Source organism: Hymenobacter sp. 5516J-16, from assembly GCF_022919335.1.
Lineage (GTDB): Bacteria > Bacteroidota > Bacteroidia > Cytophagales > Hymenobacteraceae > Hymenobacter > Hymenobacter sublimis.
In genome coordinates, this window is sequence record NZ_CP095058.1 from 3,221,500 (window position 1) to 3,244,785 (window position 23,286).

At 57.6% G+C, this 23,286-nt stretch carries 20 protein-coding genes and 2 pseudogenes; 16 read left to right on the forward strand and 6 right to left on the reverse strand.

The window, feature by feature from the left end; all coding sequences use genetic code 11:
- Positions 1–25 precede the first annotated feature (25 nt).
- From MUN84_RS16045 to rsmG, 3 genes are all read left to right on the forward strand, one after another.
- A complete protein-coding gene (locus MUN84_RS16045) occupies positions 26–1,120 on the forward strand; it encodes a glycosyltransferase (RefSeq protein ID WP_244695036.1) in 1,095 nt (364 codons plus the stop codon).
- Entirely contained in the window at positions 1,111–1,728 is a 618-nt protein-coding gene (locus tag MUN84_RS16050; protein WP_188558823.1) for an RNA polymerase sigma factor, read from the forward strand. The genes MUN84_RS16045 and MUN84_RS16050 overlap by 10 nt, the downstream gene beginning before the upstream one ends.
- A 490-nt stretch (positions 1,729–2,218) precedes the next feature.
- Positions 2,219–2,854, forward strand: coding sequence for a 16S rRNA (guanine(527)-N(7))-methyltransferase RsmG (gene rsmG / locus MUN84_RS16055; protein WP_244695038.1), 636 nt, complete (start codon positions 2,219–2,221; stop codon positions 2,852–2,854).
- Between the two features lie 80 nt (positions 2,855–2,934).
- Here rsmG and MUN84_RS16060 read toward each other — a convergent pair whose 3' ends face one another.
- Positions 2,935–3,921, reverse strand: coding sequence for a YheT family hydrolase (locus tag MUN84_RS16060; RefSeq protein WP_244695039.1), 987 nt, complete (start codon positions 3,919–3,921; stop codon positions 2,935–2,937).
- Between the two features lie 279 nt (positions 3,922–4,200).
- Between MUN84_RS16060 and MUN84_RS16065 the strand changes: the two genes are divergently transcribed.
- Positions 4,201–4,956, forward strand: a complete 756-nt coding sequence (locus tag MUN84_RS16065; RefSeq protein WP_244695041.1) for a DUF4142 domain-containing protein — start codon at positions 4,201–4,203, stop codon at positions 4,954–4,956.
- A gap of 212 nt (positions 4,957–5,168) precedes the next feature.
- Complete coding sequence (gene rpsT, locus MUN84_RS16070) at positions 5,169–5,426, forward strand: 30S ribosomal protein S20 (protein WP_073287339.1); 258 nt, start codon at positions 5,169–5,171, stop codon at positions 5,424–5,426.
- A 209-nt stretch (positions 5,427–5,635) separates the two neighbouring features.
- On the opposite strand, the pseudogene pyk reads toward rpsT, so the two are convergent.
- Positions 5,636–7,073: pseudogene (gene pyk, locus MUN84_RS16075) on the reverse strand (pyruvate kinase).
- Positions 7,074–7,233: 160 nt separating this feature from the next.
- Positions 7,234–7,662: an IPExxxVDY family protein gene (locus tag MUN84_RS16080; protein WP_244695042.1), complete on the reverse strand. Its 429-nt coding sequence runs from the start codon at positions 7,660–7,662 to the stop codon at positions 7,234–7,236.
- 162 nt (positions 7,663–7,824) lie between these two features.
- Here MUN84_RS16080 and MUN84_RS16085 point away from each other — a divergent pair, with 162 nt between their 5' ends.
- From MUN84_RS16085 to lgt, 7 genes and pseudogenes are all read left to right on the forward strand, one after another.
- A complete protein-coding gene (locus MUN84_RS16085; RefSeq protein ID WP_019948606.1) occupies positions 7,825–8,061 on the forward strand; it encodes an acyl carrier protein in 237 nt (78 codons plus the stop codon).
- A 185-nt stretch (positions 8,062–8,246) separates the two neighbouring features.
- Positions 8,247–9,499 (forward strand): annotated as a pseudogene (gene fabF / locus MUN84_RS16090) (beta-ketoacyl-ACP synthase II).
- 26 nt (positions 9,500–9,525) lie between these two features.
- Positions 9,526–10,248, forward strand: a complete 723-nt coding sequence (gene rnc / locus MUN84_RS16095) for a ribonuclease III (protein ID WP_244698960.1) — start codon at positions 9,526–9,528, stop codon at positions 10,246–10,248.
- 189 nt (positions 10,249–10,437) lie between these two features.
- Positions 10,438–11,286 carry a nitrilase-related carbon-nitrogen hydrolase gene (locus MUN84_RS24035; protein ID WP_317238978.1) on the forward strand — a complete coding sequence of 283 codons (849 nt, stop codon included), beginning with the start codon at positions 10,438–10,440 and terminating at the stop codon, positions 11,284–11,286.
- 20 nt (positions 11,287–11,306) lie between these two features.
- Entirely contained in the window at positions 11,307–12,371 is a 1,065-nt protein-coding gene (gene nadE / locus MUN84_RS24040; protein ID WP_317238979.1) for an NAD(+) synthase, read from the forward strand.
- 320 nt (positions 12,372–12,691) lie between these two features.
- On the forward strand, positions 12,692–13,846 hold the full coding sequence (locus MUN84_RS16105) for a hypothetical protein (RefSeq protein WP_244695043.1): 1,155 nt from the start codon (positions 12,692–12,694) through the stop codon (positions 13,844–13,846).
- 65 nt (positions 13,847–13,911) lie between these two features.
- Positions 13,912–15,009, forward strand: coding sequence for a prolipoprotein diacylglyceryl transferase (gene lgt, locus MUN84_RS16110; RefSeq protein ID WP_244695044.1), 1,098 nt, complete (start codon positions 13,912–13,914; stop codon positions 15,007–15,009).
- Here the strand turns inward: lgt and fbaA are convergent.
- The 3 genes from fbaA to yidD form a co-directional block, all read right to left on the reverse strand.
- Positions 15,006–16,094, reverse strand: coding sequence for a class II fructose-bisphosphate aldolase (gene fbaA, locus MUN84_RS16115; protein WP_244695045.1), 1,089 nt, complete (start codon positions 16,092–16,094; stop codon positions 15,006–15,008). The two genes, lgt and fbaA, sit on opposite strands and share 4 nt — an antisense overlap.
- A 168-nt stretch (positions 16,095–16,262) precedes the next feature.
- Positions 16,263–17,147 (reverse strand): SdiA-regulated domain-containing protein, encoded by an 885-nt coding sequence (locus tag MUN84_RS16120; protein ID WP_244695046.1) that lies wholly within the window; start codon positions 17,145–17,147, stop codon positions 16,263–16,265.
- A 338-nt stretch (positions 17,148–17,485) separates the two neighbouring features.
- The gene (gene yidD / locus MUN84_RS16125; RefSeq protein WP_244695047.1) at positions 17,486–17,707 is read right to left on the reverse strand and encodes a membrane protein insertion efficiency factor YidD; all 222 of its coding nucleotides are present in this window, start codon (positions 17,705–17,707) and stop codon (positions 17,486–17,488) included.
- Between the two features lie 135 nt (positions 17,708–17,842).
- On the opposite strand from yidD, the gene MUN84_RS16130 reads away from it, so the two are divergent.
- The 4 genes from MUN84_RS16130 (at position 17,843) to MUN84_RS16145 (ending at position 23,278) form a co-directional block, all read left to right on the forward strand.
- Positions 17,843–20,137, forward strand: a complete 2,295-nt coding sequence (locus MUN84_RS16130; protein WP_244695048.1) for a S46 family peptidase — start codon at positions 17,843–17,845, stop codon at positions 20,135–20,137.
- Between the two features lie 137 nt (positions 20,138–20,274).
- Positions 20,275–20,613 (forward strand): hypothetical protein, encoded by a 339-nt coding sequence (locus tag MUN84_RS16135; RefSeq protein WP_244695050.1) that lies wholly within the window; start codon positions 20,275–20,277, stop codon positions 20,611–20,613.
- Positions 20,613–21,170: a hypothetical protein gene (locus MUN84_RS16140; protein ID WP_244695051.1), complete on the forward strand. Its 558-nt coding sequence runs from the start codon at positions 20,613–20,615 to the stop codon at positions 21,168–21,170. Before MUN84_RS16135 ends, MUN84_RS16140 begins: the two co-directional genes overlap by 1 nt.
- Positions 21,167–23,278, forward strand: coding sequence for a helix-hairpin-helix domain-containing protein (locus MUN84_RS16145; RefSeq protein ID WP_244695053.1), 2,112 nt, complete (start codon positions 21,167–21,169; stop codon positions 23,276–23,278). Before MUN84_RS16140 ends, MUN84_RS16145 begins: the two co-directional genes overlap by 4 nt.
- Positions 23,279–23,286 lie beyond the last annotated feature (8 nt).

The window sequence follows — 23,286 nt, forward strand, 5'->3', positions numbered from 1 at the left end:
TGCCTTTCCATCTTTCTCCGGCCCTGTGGCTGCTGCTGGCCTGCGGGCTGATACAGCTTTTCTATGCGGCCTACTACTTTCTGCCCTTCGCCCGCCGTCCCCGGAGTCATCCACCGGCCCCGACGCGGAGCCCGTGTCCGTGCTGGTGTGCGCCCACAACGAGCTGGAAAATCTGCGTCGTTTGCTGCCCCTGTTGCTGCAGCAAGACTACCCCGCTGGCTTCGAGCTACTGCTCATTGATGACCGCTCCGAGGACGATACGTACCTGTTCGTGCAGCAACTCACCCAGTACTACCCCCACGTGCGGCTGGTTACCGTCAATAAGACACCTGACGGATTGGCACCCAAAAAATACGCTCTTACGCTCGGTATTAAAGTAGCCCGTTACGAGCGCATGGTGTTTACCGATGCAGATTGCATTCCGGCCACTAACCAGTGGCTCAGGTACATGCAACGCGGCTTCGATAAACCGGCCGATGTGGTGCTGGGGTATTCGGCCTACGCGGAGGAAAACGGCTTTTTGAATAAGTTGATTCGGTTTGAAACCTTCCTGACGGGGGCACAGTATTTGTCGTTCGCGTGGCGCGGCCAACCCTACATGGGGGTGGGGCGCAACCTTGGGTATACCCGGCAGGTCTTTCAACTGACCAAAGGTTTCGCTTCCCACATCCGCAGCCTTTCCGGCGACGACGACCTGCTGGTGCAGGACGCCGTGGCCCGCGGGGCCCGGGTAGCCGTAATAGCCGACCCGGGAGCCCATACTCTTAGTGAACCAGCCCAGACATGGGGCGAGTGGTGGCGCCAAAAGCGCCGGCACCTTTCCGCGGGCCGGCAATACTGGTTCGCAGATCGTCTTCGGATTGGAACATTTATTGGCGTAAATTTGCTATTCTACAGCACGGCAATCGGCCTGCTGTTTTCCCGCCCCGACTGGGTACCTTTGGCCGCAGTGTGGCTCGTGCGCACCGTGGCGATGATGGCCGTGTATTACCAACTCGGTCGTCGGCTCGAGGATCGGCTGCCGCTGGCGTGGCTACCCGTCCTCGACGCTGTGTATTTTTTTTATTATCTCGCTCTGGGAATGTCGCTGTTCCTCTACCGTACCCTCCGATGGAAGTAAACAATCAGGAAAAACAGTTCTCCGCCAAAGCCAAGCACGACTTCAAGCTGATTCGGGCCGCCGTTGAGCAGAGCGACGAAAAAGCCTACGCCGAGCTGATGCAGATCTACAAGAAGCCGGTGTACCACGTCGTGCTGAAGATGGTGCGCAACCCCGACGATGCGGAGGACCTCACCATTGAGGCTTTTGCCAAAGCCTTCCGCAACCTGCACAAGTTCAACCCGGAGTTTGCTTTCAGCACCTGGCTGTTCCGCATTGCCACCAATAACTGCATTGACTTTATTCGCAAGAATAAAATCAAGACGATGTCCATTGATTCGGCCATCAAGATTGACAACGGCGACGAAATCACCATCGACTTCCGCGACCAGAACCTGAACCCGCAGGAGTCAGCCATCAAGAACCAGAAAATCGAGATTATGCAGCACGTGGTGTCGCGGCTGCCCGAGAAATACCAGCGCCTCGTTACCCTGCGCTACTTCGATGAACTGAGCTACGAGGAAATTGCCCAGGAGCTAAAAGCCCCACTCGGTACCGTGAAAGCTCAACTGCACCGCGCCCGGGAGCTGCTCTATGACATGGTGAAGAACAAAAAGGAAATCATCTAGTGAAAAGCCCCGCCGCCAGGCGGGGCTTTTTTGTAGCTAGTAGTGAAAAAGCAGCTCAAATTAAGCTATGCTTGCACCTATAATCATCTATCTTATACTACCTATAGTTGGCCTTGGTATATATTGGTATGTATGCCAGCGTATGCGAAAACAGTTGATTAATCCGCCATTTTTGTCATTGCTGTGGGTAATAACCTCCTATGGTGGCTGGTTAATGGTTTTGCTGACTAGTTTGTTTTGGAAATGGTCGGGTATGGCATCGTTAGGAATGTTTTATCTATTATTTGCCGCCCCCATTCTTATGCTATTCACGGCAATGAGCATCGCACGCCAGCAGCTTTCACTATACCACCGCTGGATTTTTAGAGCTAGCGTAGCTTACCTACCTCTTATTGGGGTATTGATTCTTATTGCCGTGCTGAGTAAGTAACGTGCTTACGGTAATGTTCAGTAGTAAGCCGCTACCTCCTGCTACTATCTTTGCGCTACCATGGATATTATCACCCACTACTTCCCTAATCTTACCGACCACCAGCGCCAGCAGTTTCAGCAGCTCGAAACCGAGTTCCGGAGCTGGAATGAGCGCCTCAACCTAGTGGCCCGTACGGATGTCGACAACCTTGCGGAGCGGCATTTTCTGCATTCGCTGGGTATTGCCAAGGTAGTGGAGTTTGCGCCCGGCTCGTCGGTGTTGGATGTGGGCACGGGAGGTGGCTTGCCGGGGCTACCACTGGCCATTCTGTTTCCGGAGGTGAAGTTTCACTTGGTTGACAGCATCGGCAAGAAAATCAGGGCCGTGCAGGAAATGGCCCACGCCCTGCACTTACCCAACGTAACCGCCGAACAAACCCGGGCCGAACAACTTCGCCCGAAATACGACTACGTAGTAAGTCGCGCCGTGGCCCGCCTGGCTACCTTCCACACCTGGATTGCCCACCGGTTTAAGCCCCGCAATGAAGCCGCTCCCAACAGCGGCCTTTACTACCTCAAAGGAGGCGACTTAGCCGAAGAGATAGAAGAATCGGGCCTGCAGGCAACCGTGCTTGATTTACATGATTTCTACACAGAAGAGTTTTTCGAAACGAAAAAAGTAGTGGTAGTGCCGGCTACTTATAGCGGCCGCTGAACAAACAGGTAGTTGCTTTAAAAACGAGTGCCCTGCCTACTGTTCGGTAAGCAGGGCACTCGTTTTAGTAATGGTTAGGGTTAGGCGGGCACCTCTGCCGTCAGGAACTCCACGGCTCGGCGCTCCGAGTAGTAGGCGCCATCGGGGCTGCCCTCTCCAAAACCCACGTGACCACCATCGGCCGGCGTTTCTAAGTACACGAAGGCACTACGGGTTGCTACTTCCCGCGGGAAGCAGGAGGGAGGCAGAAAGGGGTCGTTTAGAGCGTTAACCAGCAGTGTAGGGATTCCAATGCCAGCCAGGTAGCGGCCGGAGCTGGCATGCTCATAATACTCATCCGCCGACGTGAACCCGTGCATGGGGGCCGTGAATCGGTCATCGAACTGCGGGAAATCTTGCAAGGCGTCGATGTTTGTGAGATCAACCTGCCCGGGGAGGAGGTCTGCTTTCTGGCGCATCTTAGCCCGCAGGGTTTTCATGAACCGTTTGAGGTAGATGCGGTTTTCTGGGCGGGCAATGTGGTAGGAGCTGGACTTTAAGTCAGTGGGTACCGAGAAAACCGCGGCCCGCTGCACCTGCCGCGGTACTCGGTCTGGATTTTCGCCCAGGTACTTCAAGGTAACATTCCCTCCGGCTGAAAAGCCCGTGAGGAAGACTCGACGGTAGCGGGTAGTGCCCAAGGCGTAGCGCACCACAAAGTCCAGGTCGTCGGTGTCGCCGAGGTGGTAGGAGCGAAGCAGGCGGTTCATTTCGCCGCTGCAGCTGCGGTAGTTCCAGGCCAGGGCATCCATGCCGGCCTGGTTTAGTGCGCGCACCATACCGCGCATGTAGGGCCGGCTGGCATCTCCTTCCAGACCGTGCGAAACGATGGCTAAGGTGTCAGTCGGTAACTCGGCAGGCGGGCGGGACCAGTCTAGGTCTAGGAAATCACCGTCTTCCGTTTCAACTCGCTCCCGTTGGTAGCGCACCTCCGGCACGGAGCGCCATAAACTAGGGACGATTGTCTGCAGGTGGCCATTAAAGAGGTAGAACGGCGGCTGATAAGAGGAGTGCGAAACAAGAGGCATAGGGCAACAAGCAAAAAGGAGGACGCTTGTTTTGGTAACTAAATATACGCCAAAACAAGTAGGCATGCATACGTTCGTCTCATTCTCCTTCTCTAGAAACACGAGCCCATATGCCTAGCACTATTGGGCGTAATTGGTGTGTGAACGAGGTTGGATGCTGTGCTAATTGATTGGCTGTCAATAGTTGAGCTTGTAATTAAACATCCGCCAAAAGACAAAAAAAGTAAAACGATTTGCCTGAGCTGCGTATAAAAGTGACTCCATCCCACATTTACTACTATGAAAACGACAAAAGCACTTTTTAGCCTTTTTGCCGCTGGCTCTTTGCTGGCCGCTACCGCTTGTAGCAGCACCAACACAGGTACCTCCGCCGGCGGTACTACCTCCGGTAGCAGTATGGGTAGCAATTCAGGCATGGATGCTACCGGGAGCAGTGGCAGCATGGGTACTAGCTCTAGCGCCGGAATGTCGTCTGGTAGCGCTGGAGCTACTGGCTCGGCTGGTACTAGCAGCACGGCCACCATTAGCGGTACGGGCGGTAGCACTGCCACGGCCGGTACCGGTGGAGCTGCTGATATGACTGCCTTTATGGCCACCTTCTCTACCATGCAAGACCCCGTATTCCTGATGACGGCGGCCAGCAGCAATCTGCTAGAGATACAAATGGGGCAAATGGCAACCCAAAAAGCATCGAACGCCGACGTGAAAAAGTTTGGTCAAATGATGGTAGACCACCACACCCGCGCCACGCAGGAACTGAAAACAGTGGCCACTCCGCTGGGCGTAACGCTACCTCAAACCATGATGCCGGTCCATCAGGCTATGGCCGACCGATTGATGGCGAAATCCGGCAAAGCCTTCGACGAGGACTATATGGATGCCATGGAAACGGCGCATAAGATGGACATTGCCATGTTCGAAGTAAAAAGCAACGCTGCCGAAACCCCCACGGTAAAAGCCTTTGCTACGAAAACGCTACCCATGCTTCGCTCCCACGAGAAAATGGCTAGCGAAGTGGAGAAGAAGGTAGATTAACCTCCTGGCTTGGCAACGAAATAGCGCTGCAATTCAAAACAAGGCCCCTCGTAATTACGAGGGGCCTTTTTGCTGGGTACAGGCGAGAAGGGCGCTGCCAGGCTGTTAATGCGCTGCTACCTTTTACACACTATTTGCTATTTCAAAGCAAAGCTTTACCTTTGCACTCCCCAATTGAACTGAATTCGAGCAGAAGACCATTTTCATACCCCATGGCAAATCATAAGTCGGCCCTCAAACGCATCCGTTCCAACGAAGCCAAGCGCGTGCTGAACCGTTACCAGGCTAAATCTACCCGCACGGCTATCAAGAAGCTGCGTGGCACCACCGACGCTACGGCTGCTCAGGAGCTGCTGAAGAAAGTATCGTCGATGCTGGACCGTCTGGCCAAGAAGAACATCATTCACAAGAACAAAGCCGCTAACAATAAGTCGAAGCTGGCTAAGTTCGTGAAGTCGCTGGCTGCTTAAGTAGTCAACCGGCACTCTGCTCTATAGTAACTAAGGCCCTGAGCTCACGCTTGGGGCTTTAGTTCGTTGAATAAATGGGTACTTTACTTATGGCTGTGCGCAATTCTTGCTTAGCCGTAAGGTTTTAGTTTAACCCGATAATGCATAAAAAGGCCCGTGCAGCAACTGCACGGGCCTTTTTAGTGGTAGAGCAAGGAGTTAGGTAGCAGTTATGCCACGCTTACTTTCACCATGTTGGTTTTGCCTTTCTCATTGATGGGCATGGAGGCCGTGTTGATGAACACGTCGCCTTTTTGCAAATGGCCTGTGGTGGTCAAGGCGTATTTAATATCCGATACGGTGCTATCAGTGCTGACCATCCGGTCGTAGTAGAAGCCACGCACCCCCAGATCAGGCTCAGGGTAGTGAGCAGGGCACGGTTATCGGTGAAGATGAAGATGTTGGCTTTGGGCCGATACTTCGCAATCTGGAAAGCCGTGTAGCCCCGGTGCGTCATGCCGGTAATGGCTTTAGCTCCCGTGTTCTTGGCCAAGTGGCAGGCCGCCGACAGTACGCTGTCAACCATGAAGGTAGGCGAGTCAGGCGTAATGGGGTACCAGTGGTGGTACAGGCTAGGCATGCGGCTCTCCACGCTCGTGATAGTGCCTACCATGGAGCGAATTACTTCGGCGGGGTAGGCGCCCACGGCCGTTTCGGCGGAAAGCATGACGGCATCTGCGCCGTCGATTACTGCGTTGGCCACGTCGCTGGTTTCGGCGCGGGTGGGGCGGGGGCCGTAATCATGCTCTCCATCATCTGGGTAGCGACAATTACGGGCTTGCCGGCCTTGTTGCACTTCTCCACAATCATTTTCTGGGCCATTGGCACCTCTTCCATCTTCACTTCCACCCCTAGGTCGCCGCGGGCAACCATTACGGCGTCGGTGAGGGCAATGATTTCATCGAGGTTGCGGAGGCCTTCCGGGGTTTCAATCTTAGCAATCACGCGGGCCGACTTGCCGCTTTCCGCAATCAGGCTCTTGATGAAACGGATATCCTCGGCCCGGCGGGCAAACGACAGAGCAATCCAGTCTACCTCGTTTTCCAACCCAAACTTTAAATCCTCAATGTCCTTCTCCGTCATGGACGGGGCCGACACCTCGGAGTCAGGAAGATTGATGCCTTTACGGGGCTTTACCAAGCCGCCATAAATTACTTCTACATCTACTTCCTTGTCGCGGTCCGTAGCCAGCACGCGCAGCTCAATCTTGCCGTCATCGATGAGGATCATGTCGCCGGCTTTCACGTCGCGGGCTAAGCCCAGGTAAATCGTGCTCAGGCGGGTAGCAGTGGTAATCTCCTTCTCACCGCAAACCAGCTTGATTTTATCGCCAGCCTTAATTTCTACTCCGCCGCCTTCTACCTCACCCAACCGAATTTTAGGGCCCTGCAAATCTTGCAGCAGCCCCACGTTCATGCGCATGTCCTTGTTGAGGCGGCGCACGGTGTTGATTACGGATAGGTGGTCCTCGTGGCTGCCGTGGGAGAAGTTAAGCCGGAACACGTCGACACCTTCTCGCATGAGCATGCCCAGCTTTTCGTAGGTGTTGGAGGCGGGCCCCACGGTGGCAATGATCTTGGTTCTATTAAAGTGCGGTCGAGATTCCATAGGACGATTTTGGTTCGGAAGTTCTTAGTTACAAGCGTAAACAGCAGTCATCCTGAGCGGGCGCATGAGCCTCCGGCGAGCGAACAGCAAACGTGTTACCACGTGCCTTGGCTTTGGGAAGATTCTTCGCGCTACTCAGGATGAAAGCGAGTTCGTAGCCTCAAAAGAGCAGATTTTCTTTGAATTTAAGGTCATTGGGGTCGAATTGACTAACCAACTGAACTTCCGGCAGGGCCGTTAGCTGCACTAGCAGCTCCTCCGGCGTGAGGGCTCCCGTGCCGTTGCTGACCTGTAGCAAATAATCGTACTCCTTGATATCAGGGGCCAGGAAGGGCTTTTTCAGGGGCGAGGGGTCCACGGACCGGTTGCGCAGCAAACGAAGCGTGAAGTGCTCGGTAGCGTAGAGGTAGTTGCTAATGACGAGCCGGCCTTTGTTGAACAGGTCGTAAATCAGGTCCTGCTGTTTCACTAGCCGCAGGTTAAGCGTGCGGTTCAGAATCCAGGCCAGCGTGTGCTCCCGCGTCGACGAAACAAGACCGAACAGGTCGAACTCGCAGTCGTATTCCACATCGAGCGTAAGGGTTTTCATGGGCGGCGGCAAAGGAAAGGAAACGCAAAAATAGGCACCGCAGTACCCCCACGGAACTTCCGGGGCCATAATCTTACACTGGGAAGAATCGGGGGAGGAAGTTTGACAATGTTAGCGAAGATGGTGTTATTTGTGCCGAGTTTTCCTTAAACCCCCACGGAAATGTCTGAAATTGCAGAAAAAGTAAAGGCCATCATCATTGATAAACTCGGCGTAGAAGCTTCGGAAGTTACTCCGGAGGCTAGCTTCACCAACGACCTGGGCGCTGACTCGCTGGATACCGTTGAGCTCATCATGGAGTTCGAAAAAGAATTCAACGTGTCTATCCCCGACGACCAGGCCGAGAATATCGGTACCGTGGGCCAGGCCATCAGCTACCTCGAAGAGCACGCTAAGTAGTAGTAGGTATCGAGTATTTAGTATTGAGTAGTTAGCCGCCGCAGGAAATACCCGCTACCTCATTACTCAATACTATCTACTCTGTACTCGCTACTGAGCGCCTTACTTTTTGCTTACCGGCCGGCCTGCCGCCGGCCGTTTTGCTTTTTTACTGATTCCTTTCTTTCGCTTCTCTGAGCCAGCCTATGTCTCTTCGGAGAGTTGTCGTGACCGGCCTGGGTGCCATTACCCCGCTGGGCAACACCGCCCCTACCTATTGGGAAGGCCTGCAAGCCGGCGTGAGTGGGGCCGCCCCCATCACCCGATTCGATGCCAGCAAGTTCAAGACCCGCTTCGCCTGCGAAGTAAAGAACTACAACCCGGACACGTACTTCCCCACCAAGGAAGGCCGGAAAATGGACATCTTTACCCAGTTCGCTCTGATTGCGGCCGATGAGGCCATCAAGGATGCCAAACTGGATGAGGAAGGCATTGATAAAGACCGGGTAGGCGTAATCTGGGGCTCCGGTATCGGGGGCCTGACTTCGCTGCAAGCCGAGTGCATTGCCTTCGCCAACGGCGATGGTACGCCCCGCTTCAACCCCTTCTTTATTCCGAAGATGATTGCCGACAGCGCGTCGGGCAACATCTCCATTCGTCACAAGTTCCGCGGGCCCAACTTCGTTACTACCTCAGCCTGCGCCTCATCTTCTGACTCTATTATCTCGGCCTTCAACTACATCCGCCTGAACATGGCCGATGTAGTCGTGACCGGGGGCTCGGAAGCAGCTATCACCGAATCGGGGGTAGGCGGCTTCAACGCCCTCAAGGCCATGAGCGAGCGGAACGACGCGCCCGAACTGGCTTCCCGCCCCTACGACAAGGAGCGCGACGGTTTTGTGCTGGGTGAAGGCGCGGCCTCGCTGATTCTGGAAGAGTACGAGCACGCTAAAGCCCGTGGTGCCAAAATCTACGCCGAGCTGATTGGCGGCGGCATGTCAGCGGATGCCTACCATATCACGGCTCCTGACCCGGAAGGCAATGGGGTAGTGCTGGTGATGCAAAACGCCCTGCGCGACGCCGGTATTTCGCCCGCCGACGTGGATTACATCAATACCCACGGCACCAGCACCCCGCTGGGCGACGGAGCGGAGGTGAAAGCCATCCAGAAAGTGTTTGGCGAAGATGCCTACAACCTCAACATCAGCTCTACCAAGAGCATGACGGGGCACTTGCTGGGTGGGGCCGGCGCTATTGAAGCAGTGGCCTGCATCCTGGCTATGCAGCACAACATCGTGCCGCCTACCATCAACCACTTCACCGACGACCCTGAGCTGGACCCCAAGCTAAACTTCACCTTCAACAAGGCCCAGGCCCGCGAGGTGAACGTAGCCATGAGCAACACCTTCGGGTTTGGGGTCACAACACGTCGGTCATCTTCCGTAAACTTCGCGACTAATGCCCAGGCCCGGTCAGCCCCTGCCGTTGTTCGGCTTTTTCCGCCGACTGCTGGGTCGTGACCGGGCCTTCCGGCAAGCCATTGCCACGCTTACCGGCCACACGCCCGATAACGTGCGGCTCTACCAGCTAGCGTTTACCCACTCCTCCGTGGTGCGCCAGCAGGGTGAGCAGGCCCGTCACCAAAGTAATGAGCGGTTGGAGTTTCTCGGCGACGCCGTGCTGGGCACGGTGGTAGCGGAATACCTATTCCGTAAGTTTCCGTACGAGCAGGAAGGTTTTCTTACTGAGATGCGCAGCCGCATCGTGAACCGGGAAAGCCTCAACGCCATTGCCCTGAAAATCGGCCTCGATAAGCTGGTGCAGCTGGATGCCGGCCAGGGCCGTGCCGCCCGTTCCCGCTCCGTGAACGGCAACGCCCTGGAGGCCCTGGTGGGCGCCGTGTACCTGGACCAAGGCTACAAAACGGCCCGCAAGTTTGTGCTGCACCGCCTGATCAAACCCTACGTGGATGTGAAGGCCATGACCCAAACGACTACCAACTTCAAGAGCAAGTTGATCGAATGGGCCCAACGTAACGGCAAAATCATGCGCTACGACCTGACCGGGGAGCCTCGGCCGGGCGGCGTCATGGAGTTTTCGGCCACGGTCATCGTCGATGAAAGTCCGGTGGCTACGGGTATGGGCCTCTCCAAAAAACAAGCGGAGCAGCTCGCTGCTGAGCGGGCACTAGAAGTGCTGGGAGTATAGGCCGCCGCTTACCTAAGTTAATGTAGTTGTCAAGCTTCTGATGCCCATTGTGGTGTTAGGAGCTTGCGGCATTCTAGGGCACAGGCTACCCCCGTGAAGGGGATGGGACTTCAGTAATAGCTACAACAAAAGGGCAACCTGAACCAGAGAAATGGAGTTGATTTGCGAAACAAACTTCCTTCCTGACTCATGCGAATAGCCGGCGCCGCCCTCAACCAAATACCCATTGACTGGACCCATAATCTGCGCACCATCCGCGAGGCCATTGAACAGGCCAAAGCAGCCGGCGTGGAGCTGCTCTGCCTGCCCGAGCTCTGCCTCACGGGCTACGGCTGCGAAGATTTGTTTTTAAGTGACTGGATGCCCGAGTCGGCGCTGACCCACCTGCAGCAAATTCGGCCCTGGACCGAGGGAATCTGCGTGGCCGTGGGCCTGCCAGTACGGCTGAATCACAGCACTTACAACACCGCCGCTGTGCTCCGCGACGGACAGATTCTGGGTTTCGCGGCCAAGCAGTTTCTGGCCAACGACGGTGTGCACTACGAGCCGCGCTTCTTTACGCCTTGGCCTGCCGGCAAAACTACTACCGTGCAGTGGGAAGGGGAGGAGTGGCCTCTGGGCGACATGATTTTTGAGCACAACGGTGTAAAGTTCGGCTTTGAAATCTGTGAGGATGCTTGGCGACCCGATGACCTGCGGCCCGCGGCCCGGCTGGCCGGTCGGGTAGATTTAATTGTAAATCCTTCGGCCAGCCACTTTGCCATGAGCAAAACGGACTTACGTTACAAGCTGGTGCTTAACGCCTCGCGCAACTTCAACTGCACTTACCTCTACGCCAATCTGCTGGGCAATGAAGCCGGCCGCATTGTGTACGACGGCGAGATTCTGGTGGCGCGCAACGGCCACCTGCTGCTGCGCAACCAGCTCATGAGCTTCAAGGAAGTAGACATGGAATGTGTGGATGTGGATTTCACTACGGAGCAGGTCCGCGCCGAAGAAATTCAGCCCCTGCCTACCCCGACGAGTACCGGGAACTAAACCAAGCCTTAAGCCTGGCCTTGTTTGACTACTTGCGCAAGGCCCGCAGCCGGGGCTTCGTGCTCAGCCTCAGCGGCGGGGCCGACTCGGTGATGTGTGCCGTGGCCGTGGCAGAATTAGTGCGCCTGGGTACCACCGAAATTGGTACGGCCGAGTTTATGCGGCGGGCCGGCTGCTTCACTACGGACGACATTGAACGCCTCGCCGGTCCGGCAGTGCCAACCCCCGACCAAGCTACACCCGGCCCGAAAGATGCGTCGAACACGGAACCCAGCCCCGAGCAAGTGGCCATCAATAAAGAGTTGACGGGGCGCCTGTTAACTTGCGCCTACCAGGGTACCGTCAACTCCTCCGACGACACATTCAACTCGGCCAAGGAGCTAGCCGATTCCATTGGCGCCGTATTTTACAGCTGGACTATTGACGACGAGGTGACCGGCTACGTGGGTAAGATCGAACACGCGCTGGGCCGGGAGCTAACCTGGAAAACGGACGATTTGACCTTGCAGAACATTCAGGCGCGGGTGCGCGCCCCGGCCATCTGGATGCTGGCCAACGTGCAGAACTGCCTGCTACTAACGACCTCTAACCGCTCGGAAGCCAGCGTGGGTTACTGTACCATGGATGGCGACACGGCCGGCTCTATCTCGCCTATTGCCGGCGTGGATAAGGCGTTTGTGAAAGAGTGGTTGCGCTGGGCCGAAACAGAACTGAACTACCCTGCGCTGCGCCACGTGAACAACCTGCAGCCCACCGCCGAACTGCGCCCCCTGGAAGACAAGCAAACCGACGAGCGGGACCTGATGCCCTACCCCTTGCTGAACCGCATTGAGCGCCTGGCCTTCTACAACCGCCTCAGCCCGAAGGCAGTGCTAGCCGCTCTAACACAAGAAGAAACTACCATTGATGCCGAACAGTTGAAAACCTACGTGAAGCGTTTCTACAGCCTCTGGAGCCGCAACCAGTGGAAGCGGGAACGGTTTGCTCCGGCCTTTCACCTCGATGATTACAACGTAGATCCTCGCTCCTGGCTGCGCTTTCCCATTCTGAGCGGCGGTTTTACGGAAGAGCTCAATAGCCTGTAAAAAGCACTTTACAACACAAGTACAAGTGGCCCATTTCGTTCTTGCCTCGAGGTAAGAACGAAATGGACCACTTGTACTTGTATGCGCAGTGTACAAGGCGTAGGTCCGCGAAAGTGTAATAAGTCGTCGCTTTTAAGCGCTAAGGAAAGCCGTGCCGCAGTCGTGGTGTACCTTTGTCGCAGGTACACTAGTTATTCATGAAGCAATTACTCTGGGTATTATTCTACGGCTTAGTAATCTTTTTAAGTCTGAATCGACATTCCCGATCCGCTCGATTTACATACCACAGCGAAATTTCAGGCGACAAAGCTGGGTACTACGTGTATCTGCCCGCCGCCTTTGTGTACCACTTCAACGCCCGTGCCTTTCCCGACTCCGTGGACAAAGCCACTGGCAACGGGTTTCGGCTAAACCGGGCCACAGGCAAGGTAGAAACCAAATATTCCTACGGGGTTGCCCTGCTGGAATTTCCCTTTTGGGTTGTTGCGCGCAGTCTAACAACGGACACAACCGGCTTCTCGAAAGCAGAGCACAAAGCCATTAATGTGGCATCGGCTACATACTTTGTGCTCGGACTTTGGCTGCTGAGCACCGCCCTTCGACGACAATTTACCGGTACTGCTACCTGGCTAACGGTTGCTATCCTGGTGCTGGGTACCAACCTCTGGTACTATGGCATCATTGAAACCGGGATGTCGCACGTGTATTCTTTTTTCGCTTTTGCCCTGCTACTTTACTTGCTCACTCGCCGGCAAGCGCTTGCATGGTACAAGCCGAGTGCTTCACTGGGCAGCATAGCTGCTATAGCCGCTACCATTGCCCTTATTTCGGTATTGCGGCCCCTAAATGCAGTGCTGGCTTTGCCTCTGCTACTTTGGCCCACTAACGACCAGCAGTGGCCAGCGCAGCTGAAAGGCCTGTTCCAGGTGCGGGTAGTAGGGCTGTTGGTGGTGGCGGGGATAGTGCTCTGGCTGCCGCAGTTGGCTTATTATCACTACCTGCATGGTAGCTGGCTTGCGTATAGTTACGGGCAAGAGGGCTTCCCTAACCTGCTCACGCCTAAGCTGGCTGAGTTGTGGGCGGCACCAAAAAACGGTAGTTTCTTATATAATCCGGTGCTGCTGTTGCTGCTGCCTGGTACGCTGGTGCTATTCCGGACAGCCCCTCGTCAGGCCGTGTTAGTTTTTGGAATGTGGGCAGTGGCTTCATACCTGTATGCTGCCTGGTGGGATTATGCCTTGGGCTGCGGCTATGCTGGTCGGGGCTTTGTGGAGCTGTACGCACCTCTGGCCTGGCCCATGGCCGCCCTGCTGGCGTATCTGCTCAAGCGCCCCCGGTGGATGCAAGGGGCTGCCGCTGCATGTGTGCTGGTGTGCTTGGTCTATAATATGCGCTTGTCGTTGCGGTTTGACCGGTGCTTCTATGGTACGCACGCCTGGGATTGGCCGGCGTATTATGCCCTGCTGGTGGACTAACTCAGTATAGCGGTGTAGTCCCGCGGCTTTCCGTACTTTCGGGCTCTCATTTTTTTCTTCTGCTTATGAGTTTGCTGAGCGCTATACTGTGGACTGCCAATCCCATCCTGGCGGAAATTGGGCCGCTTACCCTGCGCTGGTACGGGCTGTTGTTTATGTCGGGCTTCGTGGTGGGTACTTTTATCCTGGGCCACGTTTATAAATCCGAGAAGGTGTCGCCGCGCTGGGTCGACGTTATTACGATTTATGTGCTGCTAGGCACGGTGTTGGGCGCGCGCCTGGGGCACGTGTTCTTCTACGACTGGGCTTCTTACAAGGACCAGCCTTGGGAAATCCTGAAAATCTGGCATGGTGGTTTGGCCTCGCACGGTGCCACCATTGGTATCATCTTCGCCGTGTGGCTGTTCAGCCGCAATAATAAGTTCGACTGGCTTTGGACCCTCGACCGGATTGTGCTGGTAGTGGCCGTGGGCGGAGCCCTGATCCGCATCGGTAACCTGATGAACTCCGAAATTGTGGGTCGCCCCACCGACGTGCCCTGGGCCTTCGTGTTCCCGCGCGACGTAGAGCACCTGCAGGAAGCCACCACTAGCCTGGTGCCGGCCGGGTCCGTAGCCGTGCAGCGCACCCGGGAGTCTGATGGCCAGGTTCGGTTTGATAGCCAGCCCGTTGGCGCTACCATCGTGCCCGGCACCGAAATAGCCGTGCCCCGCCACCCCACCCAGATTTACGAGTCGTTGTTTTGTGTGGTGCTGTTTGTGCTGCTCTATGGCATGTGGAACCGCACCAAAGAGCGCACCCCGCGCGGGCAGCTATTCGGCTTGTTTGTAGTGCTGCTGTTCTCGTTCCGCTTTCTGGTGGAGTTTCTGAAGGAAGATCAGGTAGCCTTTGAGCAGAACATGAGCCTGAACATGGGCCAGTGGCTTAGCGTCCCGCTGATTTTTGTGGGCCTGTGGGTAGTGTGGCGCGCCGGCAAGGACCCCCAGAATCCCTACGGCTATGCCCCCGCGACTTGGAAGAAACTCCGGCCGCAGCCGCTGCTACCCTTAGCCCCCGCAAGTAGATGCTGCATCATTCCGAGCCGAGCGAGGAATGACATGAAAAAGCCCCGCTCTCAGCCGAGAGCGGGGCTTTTTTTAAGCTTAAGTAACCCGGGCGGCTAGTAGCGGCGGTTTACGGCGTTCAAATCCTCGAAAGCGGACTTCAAACGGGTGATAAAGCTTTCCTCGCCCTTGCGCAACCACACGCGCGGGTCGTAGTACTTTTTGTTGGGTGAATCCTCGCCGGTGGGGTTACCGATCTGGCTTTGCAGGAAGCCTTCGTTTTTCTGGTAGTACCCGCGGATACCGTCCCAAAACGCCCACTGCAAGTCCGTGTCGATGTTCATCTTGATGGCGCCGTAGCTGATGGCCTCACGGATTTCCTCCTGCGAGGAGCCCGAGCCCCCGTGGAACACGAAGTTGATGGGCCGCTCGGCCTGCAGCGCGTACTTTTGCTTCACGAAATCCTGGGAGTTTTTCAGAATAACGGGCTGCAGCTTCACGTTGCCGGGCTTGTACACGCCGTGCACGTTGCCGAATGCAGCGGCCACCGTGAAGCGCGGGCTTACCTTGCTCAGTTCCTCGTAGGCGTAGGCCACTTCCGAAGGCTGAGTGTAGAGCTTACTAGAATCCACGTCGGAGTTATCTACGCCGTCTTCCTCGCCGCCCGTTACGCCTAGCTCAATTTCCAGGGTCATGCCCATTTTGGCCATGCGCTCCAGGTACTGCTTGCAGATTTCAATGTTCTCCTCAATCGGCTCCTCCGAGAGGTCCAGCATGTGAGAAGAGTACAGGGGCTGGCCGTACTGGGCGAAGTGCTTCTCGCCGGCTTCCAGCAAACCATCAATCCAGGGCAACAGCTTTTTGGCGGCGTGGTCGGTGTGCAGAATGACGGGTACGCCGTAAGCCTCGGCCATCAGGTGCACGTGCTGAGCCCCCGAAATACCACCGGCAATGCTGGCCTGCTGCTTATCGTTAGGCAGGCCCTTGCCAGCAAAAAACTGAGCACCACCGTTCGAGAATTGAATAATAACCGGCGAGTTCAGGTCGCGGGCGGCTTCCAGTACGGCGTTTACCGTGTCGGTGCCCGTTACGTTCACGGCAGGTAGGGCGTAGCCATTGGCTTTGGCGTGGTCGAAGAGCTGCTGCACTTCGTCGCCGTGCAGCACGCCGGCGCGCAGGCCGGTGAGAGTGGTTTGTTCAGCCATTTGCTGGGTAGTAATGACGTGGTTAGGGAAAGGCCGCGCCGGGTTTCGGAATCGTAGGCCAAACTTAAGGAAAAGAACAGGGCCTACCCACAGGTAAGTTTTATCCTGGCGAAAATTCGCTGCATACGGCTCGGCACCGCACCTCACAGACGTCTTTTTGTAGCTAGATCAGAAAGTGTATTTGTACAGGGCGCCCTGCTCGCTGCTGATATAGAGCGTGCCGTTATCGGTGAAGGTAGCTCCTTCCGTCTGGCCGGCTCCTTTTAAGGAAATTTGCCGGGGCGTTGCTTTTAGGGCTTCGGCTAGGCTGCCGCCTTCCAACACAAACATTTCCTGCCGGGCCAGCAGCACCAGCCGGCGCCCGTCGGGGCTGAGGGCGGCGTCGGTTACTTCGCCCGGAATGGCCAGTTTGGTGAGGAGCTGCGCAGTATAAGTGCCGGGCTGGTCGGGCACGGTGTACACTTTGCTGGTCTGGCCCTGGCCCCGGTCTTTGGTGAAAAGGTACACTTTGCCGGCGTGCCAGAGGGTAGCCTCGCAGTCGAAGTTCTGGTCTTGTTTGGCGGGCGGAAAATCCTGCTGGTCGGAGTACTTCAACTTGATTTCCTGCACTTGCTGCACGTTGCGTGGGTTGAGGCGGTAGATGACCAGGTCGCGGCGGTTGTTGTTGTTGTTACCAACGTCGCCGATGTAGAGGTTGCCTTGGGTGTCGCGGGTAATGCTTTCCCAGTCGTCGCCTTGCACGGGTACTTCCAGTTCCGCGAGGGTGCGGCCGGTAGCGTCAACCTTATATAGGGTAGGGCGCGCGCCCTCGTCGCCGTGGGTGTAAAAGGTGCCGGCTTGTTCAGCCAGGGCCAAGCCGGAGCTTTCCGGCACATCGTTCATAGAACCCAGGCGAGTGAGGTTGGCAATATCGGCGGCCCCTTTGCCCTTCTTTCCTTTTTTCTTCCCCGATTTCTCTTGTTTGGGCTCACCCGCCGATTCCTTGGTTTGGGCTTCCGAACAGCTGCTAAGCAGCAAGCCAACCACGGCGGCGGCAAAGGATAACGTGCGCATACAGGCAGTAACTAGCTGAAAAAAAAACTGCCGCAGCCAAGGGCCACCGCAGCAATACCTGGGCTTATACGGAAGGTGAGATGGTGAGGTGGTGAAATGGTGAATGAGTGATTGAGTGATTCAGTGAGTTGGCCGTTCTGTCATGGCGAGGACGCAGGACGAAGCCATCCTTCCTCTCATCCGTGACAAGTCTATTAATGCTGACAAGCCTTTACTTCCAGCACGGAGGTAAGGGCTTGTCACATTTCTATAGGTAGCACGTTGGCCAGGAAGGATGGCTTCGTCGTGCCTCCTCGCAATGACACATCGACACATTCCACGAACTCGCTGAGTCACCGTCACGGTACGGGGTCGTGGCCATGGCCGCCCCAGGGGTGGCAGCGGCTGATGCGGCGCAGGGCCAGCTGGCCGCCGCGCCAGGGGCCGTATTTCGTGACGGCTTCTACGGCGTAGGCGGAGCAGGTAGGGGTGTAGCGGCAGCTGGCCGGCGTAAGCGGCGAAATCAGGTGGCGGTACACCCAGAGCAAACCCAGCAGCAACTGGCGAAACAGGTACGACATACCTGCAAAGAACCGCAAAAGCCGGCGGAATGGTTGCGCCGGGAAAAAGCCTGACAGCGCTACCCTGCACGGCATTTAGTAAATTCGCCAACCGATTCCATCGGCGTGTTTTCTTTCCTTAATTCCACCCTCCTTATGCGTACTACCCACTGGGCCAAGGCCCTGCTGCTGACGCTGCTCCTACCCCTGGCAGCCCGCGCCGACGAAGGCATGTGGCTGCCCCTCTTCGTGAAGCGCCTCAACCAGGCCGACATGCAGAAGAAAGGCCTCAAGCTCACGGCCGAAGAAATTTACGACGTCAATAATGCCTCCCTGAAGGATGCCGTGGTGCAGCTCGGCGGCTTTTGCACCGGCGAGTTCGTGAGCAGCCAGGGCCTGCTGCTAACCAACCACCACTGCGGCTACGACGCCATTCAGAGCCACAGCACGCCCCAGAACAACATTCTGCAGAACGGCTTCTTTGCCGCTACCCGCCAGGAAGAAAAGCAGAATCCGGGCCTGTTCGTGGATATTCTGGTGCGCATGGAGGACGTAACCGGCAAAGTGCTGGAGGGCATTACGCCCACCACGCCCGAGCAGGAGCGTACCGCTACCGTGCAAAAGCGCCAGCGCGAGCTAGCCGATAACGCCAAGGAAAACGGCAAGTACGTGGCCTACGTGCGCGACATGTTCGGGGGCAACGAGTACTACCTCTTTATCTACCAGCGCTTTGGCGACGTGCGCCTAGTAGGCGCGCCGCCGGAAGCTGTGGGCAAGTTTGGCGGCGACACCGACAACTGGATGTGGCCCCGCCACACCGGCGACTTTAGCATGTTCCGCGTCTACGCCGACAAAAACAACCAGCCCACCGCTACCCCGCAGCCCGGCAACGTACCCTACGTACCCAAAAAGCACTTGCCCGTGAGCTTGCAGGGCGTGAGTGAGGGCGACTTTGCCATGGTGTTCGGCTTTCCCGGCCGCACCCAACGCTTCCTGCCCGCCGCTGGCCTCCAGCTCACCCTCGACCAAACCAACCCCGCCCGCATTAAGCTGCGCGACACCCGCCTGAAACTCTGGAAAGAGGACATGGACCAGGACGCGGCCCTACGGCTGAAGTACGCCTCCAAGTACGCCGGCATTGCCAACTATTGGAAGTACTACATCGGGCAGAACGAAGGCATGAAGCGCCTGAAAACTGTGGACGCCAAGAAGGCCGAGGAAAACGCCCTGCTGCAGTGGATTGCCCAAGACCCCGCCCGCGCCCAGCAGTACGGCGACGCGCTCAACGTCATCAACCAGTCGTACGCCGGCATCCGACAGTACAACCTGAGCACCCAGTACGTGAACGAGGCCGCTTTCGGCACCGAAATCGTTCCGTTGGCTGCCCGCCTGATGCCCCTGGCTACGGCTCTGAAAGCCAATGACAAAGCCGCCGTTGATAAAGCAGTAGCTGACTTAAAAGGCCCGCTGGCTGACCACTTCAAGGACTACAGCGCCCCCACCGACAAGAAGGTATTCGCGGCCCTGATGGCGCTCTACATGCAGGATGTGCCCAAAGACCAGCAGCCCGACGTGTTCCAGACGGTGCGGAAACAGTACGGCGGCTCCATGCCAAAGTACGCCGACTACGTGTTCAGCAACTCCTTTCTGGCCTCCGAAGCCAAACTGAACGCCTTCCTAGCCGCGCCTACCTTGGCCAAGCTGGAGGCTGACCCCGGCTACAAAACCTACCAGTCGGTGTACCAGAACTACGTGCAGAACATTGTGCCCAAGCTGCAAGGCCTGCAGGCGGGCCTGGGTCGTGCTAACCGCCTGTACGTGGCCGCCCTGCGCGAGAAGAACTCCCAGAAGGTGTACTCGCCCGACGCCAACTCCACCATCCGCCTGAGCTACGGCACAGTACGACCTTACAAGGGGCGTGACGCGGTAGCTTACGACTACAAAACCACGGCCCAGGGCATTCTGGAAAAAGAGGACGCCACCAACCCCGAGTTTGTGGTGCCCCAGAAAGAGCTAGACTTGCTGAAGATGAAGGACTACGGACGCTTCGCCGATAAGCAGGGCAACCTGCCCGTGGCCTTCATCACTGACAACGACATTACCGGCGGCAACTCCGGCTCGCCCGTCATTAATGGCCGCGGGGAGCTGATTGGCCTGGCCTTCGACGGCAACTGGGAAGCTATGACCGGTGACCTGGCCTACGACCCCGAGCTGAAGCGCTGCATCAACGCCGACATTCGCTACGTGCTCTGGTGCGTGGAGAAGCTGGGCGGCGCCAAGCACCTCGTCGATGAAATGACCATCGTCAACAACGGCCCGAACCCCGGCGTGGGCCCCGCCGCGGCCGCCTCCTCCGGCACCGGTATGAGTGACGTGGAGAAGATGAAAGTTAAAACCGAGCAAAGCGGCAAAGTCAAAATCAAGAAAAAGAAGGACGCGGCCATGCTGTAAGAACTGACCTGTAGCGCCTATTGAAAGCCCCGGTACCATATGGTGCCGGGGCTTTTTCGTGAGCATACACCAGGAAATTTGGCGCGCTGCAAGGGGCGCCCTATCTTTCGATAGTATACATGTGATATATCCTGCGTATGATGAAAATATACTTCTGGTTGGCTGTTTTATTGGGTAGTAAAAGCGTGTGTGCCCAGGGCAACGGTCCGAGCTTATGGGGAGCCCGTAGCGCCGGCCTGGGGCAAATTGGGAGCGTGCTGGAAGACGGCGTATGGGCCGGGGCCAACAACGCCGCGGCTCTGGGTAGCTTGCAACAGCCTACGGTTGGGTTCGGGGCCGAAAACCGCTACCTGCTGCCCACCCTAAATACGGTATCGGTAGCGGCTGCCGTGCCGCTGGGGTACCGGGCTTCGGTGGCTCCCGTGCCGAATGTGCCGGCCGCGGTAGCCGCCCCCGATGCGCCGCGCTATGGGTAGTGGGCCTCACGGCGCAACGCTTTGGAGGGAGGCTTTACTCAGAGCAGCGGCTGGGGCTGGGGTACGGCTACCGGCTGGGCACGGTGCGAGTAGGGGCCCGGGTAGAAGTGCTGCAAACCAGCCTGGAAGGCTTGGGGAGCCGGCGGGTGGTAGCAGCTTCCCTGGGAGGGCAGGCCGATATTATTCCGCGCAAGCTCACCTTCGGCGCTACTCTTTACAATCTCAACCAAGCCCGCCTGGCCCGTTACCAGGATGAGCGAATTCCTACTGTGTTACGGGCCGGGCTGGCGTGGCGGGCCGCCGAGAAAGTGCTCCTACTAGCCGAAACCGAAAAGGATGTGGAGCAGGCTGCCGACTTCAAGGCGGGCTTGGAATACCAGCCTATATCCGTGCTAGCGTTACGAATTGGGCTGTCCTCCCTGACCAGCCAGCTCACGGGTGGAGCCGGGTTTCGGGCCGGACAGTTTCAGCTGGACTATGCCGCCGCCTGGCACGAGGCGCTGGGGCTAAGCCAGCAGCTGAGCGTGGCCTGGCACTGGGAAGCCAAGCAGCCATGAAGCTGAAGTATTTGTTGGGGGTAGTGGTTGGGCTGGCGGCAGCCCTGTCGGCCCGGGCTCAGGAGTACCCGCGCCCCGCCGTGCCCGACCTCGACCGGCTAACCCAGGAGTTGTTCGCCGAGATTCAAAGCGACCAGGTGCCCTACGAGGACCTCTACGAAACGCTGCTGCAGTATTACCAAACGCCGCTCAACCTCAATACCGCTTCCCGCGAGGAGCTGCGGGGCCTGCTCTTGCTTTCGGAAACCCAGATAACCAGCCTGCTGGAACACCGCCAGCGCAATGGCCCACTGCTGAGTTTGTATGAGCTGCAAAGCGTTGAGGGCTTCGACCTACGCACAATTTACCGCGCCGCGCCTTTCGTGGCGGCGACTACCGCCAACCCCAACGCCGGCCGCGGCAACCTCTGGCAACGCATTACTCACGAGGAAAACAACGCCCTGTTCCTGCGCTACGAACGGGTACTGCAGGACCGACCCGGCTACGCCCCGCCCGATACTACCCGCACCGGTGGGCCCGCTACGCGCTACCTGGGCTCGCCTAACAAGCTGCTGGTGCGCTACCGGGTCAGCCACAGCAAGGATTTTAGCCTGGGCTTTACGGCCGAAAAAGATGCCGGCGAGCAGTTCCGCTGGGACCCCACTACCCGCCGCTACGGCGCCGACTTCTACTCGGCCCACCTGGTAGTGCAGGAGCGAGGCCGGCTGAAAACCTTAGCTCTGGGCGACTACCAGTTGCAGTTCGGGCAAGGCTTGCTGCTATCCTCGGGGCTGGCCGTGGGGAAGGGGGCCGAAACGATTACCACCCTGCGCCGCAGTTCGGTGGGCGTGCGGCCCTACTCCTCGGTGCTGGAAAACACGTTTTTTCGCGGAGTTGCCGCCACTGTGGCTCTTACCACAACAGTCCGGGCCACGGCGTTCGGGTCACGCAAACGCATTGATGCCTCCGTGCAGCAGGCCTCGGATTCACTGGCGGATTTCAGCGAGTTTTCCTCCGGTCTGCTCCTGACGGGTTTTCACCGCACCCCCACCGAACTGGCCAACCGCCAGGCCCTGGGCGAAACCGTGCTGGGCGGCAACGTCAGCTACAATAGTTCCGGCGGCGACCTGCAGGTAGGCGCTACCGCCGTGCACACTCAGTTCGACAAACCCCTGCAGCGGCGCGACGAGCCCTACAACGCCTTTGAACTGCGGGGCCGGCGCAACTTGGCCGTGGGCGCGCACTACAGCTACGTATGGCACAACGTATTGCTGTTCGGCGAAACGGCGCGCAGCAGCAGCGGGGGCCTGGGCACCGTCAACGGCCTACTGGCCAGCCTGGCCCCGACGGTAGACGCGGCCCTGCTGTACCGCCACTACGACCGGAATTTCCATACGCTGTACGGCAATGCGCTGGGCGAAAACACCCGCAACATCAACGAAAACGGGATGTACCTGGGGTTGGAAGTGCGGCCAGTAGCCCGCTGGGAGGTGTCGGCGTATTACGATCGGTTCCGGTTTCCGTGGCTGCGCTACCAAGCCGGCGCCCCCAGCCCCGGCCACGATTGGCTGGTGCGCGTCACCTTCAGCCCCACCAAAACCAGCCTGCTCTACGCCCAGCTGCGCCAGCGCACCAAAGCCTACGACGCCGACACAGTGCGCCCGGCGCCCTTGCCCGTACCCACCCGGCGGCAGAGCATCTTACTGTTTTACGATGCCAGCCCCACTCCGGCGCTCAGCCTGCGTACCCGCGTGCAGGGTACCAGCTACCGGGAAGATGACGGCCGCCCCACCCGCCGCGGGTATGTGCTGGCCCAGGACGTGACAGTGCAGCCCCTGCGTCGCCTGCGCCTTTCGGCCCGCTACGCCCTCTTTGACACCGATGATTATGACACGCGCCAGTACGTGTTCGAGCAGGATGTGCTGTACGCCTTTTCCGTGCCGGCCTTGGCGGGCCAGGGCACCCGGGCCTACCTCTTAACCCAATTCGACATCAACCGCCACCTTACCCTGTGGCTGCGCTACGCCACCACCCACTACCGCCACCAGCGCACCATCGGCTCCGGCCTCGAAGAAATTCAGGGCGCCACCCGCTCCGAGGTAAAAGCGCAACTGCGCTACCGGTTCTAATCATGGCT

Excerpts from the sequence above, each read along its gene's own strand:
- MUN84_RS16050 (WP_188558823.1), top strand. The coding sequence starts at position 1,111 with ATGGAAGTAAACAATCAGGAAAAACAGTTCTCCGCCAAAGCCAAGCAC.
- rsmG (WP_244695038.1), top strand. The coding sequence starts at position 2,219 with ATGGATATTATCACCCACTACTTCCCTAATCTTACCGACCACCAGCGC.
- MUN84_RS16060 (WP_244695039.1), bottom strand. The coding sequence starts at position 3,921 with ATGCCTCTTGTTTCGCACTCCTCTTATCAGCCGCCGTTCTACCTCTTT.
- MUN84_RS16065 (WP_244695041.1), top strand. The coding sequence starts at position 4,201 with ATGAAAACGACAAAAGCACTTTTTAGCCTTTTTGCCGCTGGCTCTTTG.
- rpsT (WP_073287339.1), top strand. The coding sequence starts at position 5,169 with ATGGCAAATCATAAGTCGGCCCTCAAACGCATCCGTTCCAACGAAGCC.
- MUN84_RS16080 (WP_244695042.1), bottom strand. The coding sequence starts at position 7,662 with ATGAAAACCCTTACGCTCGATGTGGAATACGACTGCGAGTTCGACCTG.
- MUN84_RS16085 (WP_019948606.1), top strand. The coding sequence starts at position 7,825 with ATGTCTGAAATTGCAGAAAAAGTAAAGGCCATCATCATTGATAAACTC.
- MUN84_RS24035 (WP_317238978.1), top strand. The coding sequence starts at position 10,438 with ATGCGAATAGCCGGCGCCGCCCTCAACCAAATACCCATTGACTGGACC.
- lgt (WP_244695044.1), top strand. The coding sequence starts at position 13,912 with ATGAGTTTGCTGAGCGCTATACTGTGGACTGCCAATCCCATCCTGGCG.
- fbaA (WP_244695045.1), bottom strand. The coding sequence starts at position 16,094 with ATGGCTGAACAAACCACTCTCACCGGCCTGCGCGCCGGCGTGCTGCAC.
- MUN84_RS16120 (WP_244695046.1), bottom strand. The coding sequence starts at position 17,147 with ATGCGCACGTTATCCTTTGCCGCCGCCGTGGTTGGCTTGCTGCTTAGC.
- yidD (WP_244695047.1), bottom strand. The coding sequence starts at position 17,707 with ATGTCGTACCTGTTTCGCCAGTTGCTGCTGGGTTTGCTCTGGGTGTAC.
- MUN84_RS16130 (WP_244695048.1), top strand. The coding sequence starts at position 17,843 with ATGCGTACTACCCACTGGGCCAAGGCCCTGCTGCTGACGCTGCTCCTA.
- MUN84_RS16135 (WP_244695050.1), top strand. The coding sequence starts at position 20,275 with ATGATGAAAATATACTTCTGGTTGGCTGTTTTATTGGGTAGTAAAAGC.
- MUN84_RS16145 (WP_244695053.1), top strand. The coding sequence starts at position 21,167 with ATGAAGCTGAAGTATTTGTTGGGGGTAGTGGTTGGGCTGGCGGCAGCC.